The 1,996-nt window shown below is 34.2% G+C and carries 2 protein-coding genes; both read right to left on the reverse strand.

Annotation, left to right across the window (positions count from 1 at the left end; all coding sequences use genetic code 11):
* Window positions 1-200: 200 nt before the first annotated feature.
* Complete coding sequence (locus tag ACTQZM_RS11825) at window positions 201-995, reverse strand: adaptor protein MecA (protein WP_441653882.1); 795 nt, start codon at window positions 993-995, stop codon at window positions 201-203.
* Between the two features lie 211 nt (window positions 996-1,206).
* Window positions 1,207-1,605: a transcriptional regulator SpxA gene (spxA, locus tag ACTQZM_RS11830; protein ID WP_248624525.1), complete on the reverse strand. Its 399-nt coding sequence runs from the start codon at window positions 1,603-1,605 to the stop codon at window positions 1,207-1,209.
* Between the last annotated feature and the right edge of the window lie 391 nt (window positions 1,606-1,996).

Genomic DNA, 1,996 nt, shown 5'->3' on the forward strand with positions numbered 1-1,996 from the left:
CTAGGGTGGAAAAGTCCAGTTCAATACAGAATTCACCTTATGAGTGCATAAAAAAACGTAGTAGACAAAACTACTACGCTAATAAAGTCTAACTTTTGGGGGTCACATCAAAATGAATATGTGCATCTTTTTTTATTCGCGTTTCATGACTTCAAGCACTCTAGCTAACTAAAAATATTAGATGTTTTTTCATCCTTTATTTAAGTGTTAAAGATTCGCTTGATTTGGGTAATTGCGTGGTCATCCATTATCACACGACCATGCTCTTGTAAAACGTCTTGTGTCAGTGGCGTTAATACCCCAAATTCTCTGAAAACAGCATTTTTGGTTTCGATAAACTCACGGTCTGAATAATCTTTGGTATAATTAATGACCAAAGCATAAAAACTGCCAATTTGATAGATACATGAATTATATCCTACCGCATTCACCTTGCTTGAAACTTCGATAATATCTTCAAAGTCTTCAAACATAAATACATATTGCAACTTTTTCGCCTTTTTATTTGGCGCTGAAGTTGGTAAATGTTTTGGTGTTTCTTGGCTTTCTTCTGTAGACTGCTGATTGATTTTACCCCCAGTCACTTGATTCATCCACTCTAAGAAACGTGGCATGCCATCTTTTTGCTCATCAAAATGCTCGGTCTTTTCATCAACTTCAAATATATCATCTTCATCCACTGATTCAACGTCAAAATCATTCGTTTGTTGTAAATCTAATTCTTGTAAAAATGGTAGCTCTGAAAATGTTTCCATTGTCATATTTTTGGAGATGTACAATTCCAAGCCGTCCCCTTTAGGGATTACTTGGAATGTGACTGCTTCGCTACCTTTGAATTGATTATCGACGTCAACTTCTTCAAGAATGGAATAAAAGAAACTCTCAACCTCTTTATGCCCACCAAGAAGATCGACAAAAGTAAAGCCACGTTCGGCTAAATCTTCGCTACGAATGTAAACGCGAACCGTATCATCATTAATATGTTCTACTTCCATGTCGTTTACACCTCTCTTTATCTATATTTTAACGTAAGTACACAAAAAGTAAAGAAAAAAATCTCCACTCAACGCTGTCTTTTTAAGCTAATCCTTTCTGATTTAGCAGAAAAAAATCGAATATCCAGATTAATCTCTCTTAGGGACTCAAATCTGAATATCCGTTCTTTTGTATCCTTGTTTGTTGACTTAAACGTCGTACTAAAATGGTTTATAAACCTGCCATCAATTGAGCTTGTCTTAACTCTAATTGACGGATATCGCGTGGCAAGAAGCGTCTGATTTCATCTTCATTAAATCCAACTTGCAATCTCTTTTCGTCAATCATGATTGGTCTTCTTAATAGTCCAGGATTTTCCTTGACTAGTTTTAGTAAATCTTTTAAGGATAATTCATCCAAATTTACATTAAGCTTTTGGAAAACCTTTGAACGAGTTGAGATGATTTCTTCAGTGCCTTCTTCAGTCATCTGCAAAATAGCTTTCAACTCATCGATGGTTAACGGTTCAGAGAAAATGTTTCGTTCAACAAAGGGAATATTATATTCTTGAAGCCATGCACGAGCTTTACGACATGAGGTACAACTCGGTGATGTATAAAGTGTTAACATCATTATCTCTCCCTTCTTCATTGCAAATAAAAACATCTACTGAAACTATTACATGCTCATTATACTCAATTATGATGTCAATTACTAGAGCTTATTTTAGTATATGTCAGCAAAAATGTTTGCAAACTCGCTTTATTTGCCTATTCTTATAGGATTTCTAATGCTTTATTATCATCCAACTAAAAATATTATCACGCACTATAAATTATTAAATAAAAAGTGTAAGCGTTTAATAAAATTGTTTTATTCTTCTTGTTTTGATTACAACTCTTAGACGATTAGGGGCTGACCCAAAAGTAGCCCCTATGTGAAAAAATAGAGGTCTTTCCATTTAGATAGTAGTGGAAAGATCTCTATTTATCTTTTGAAAGTGAATACAAAAATAAAGCAC

Source organism: Enterococcus cecorum (assembly GCF_052119425.1).
Lineage (GTDB): Bacteria > Bacillota > Bacilli > Lactobacillales > Enterococcaceae > Enterococcus_E > Enterococcus_E cecorum_C.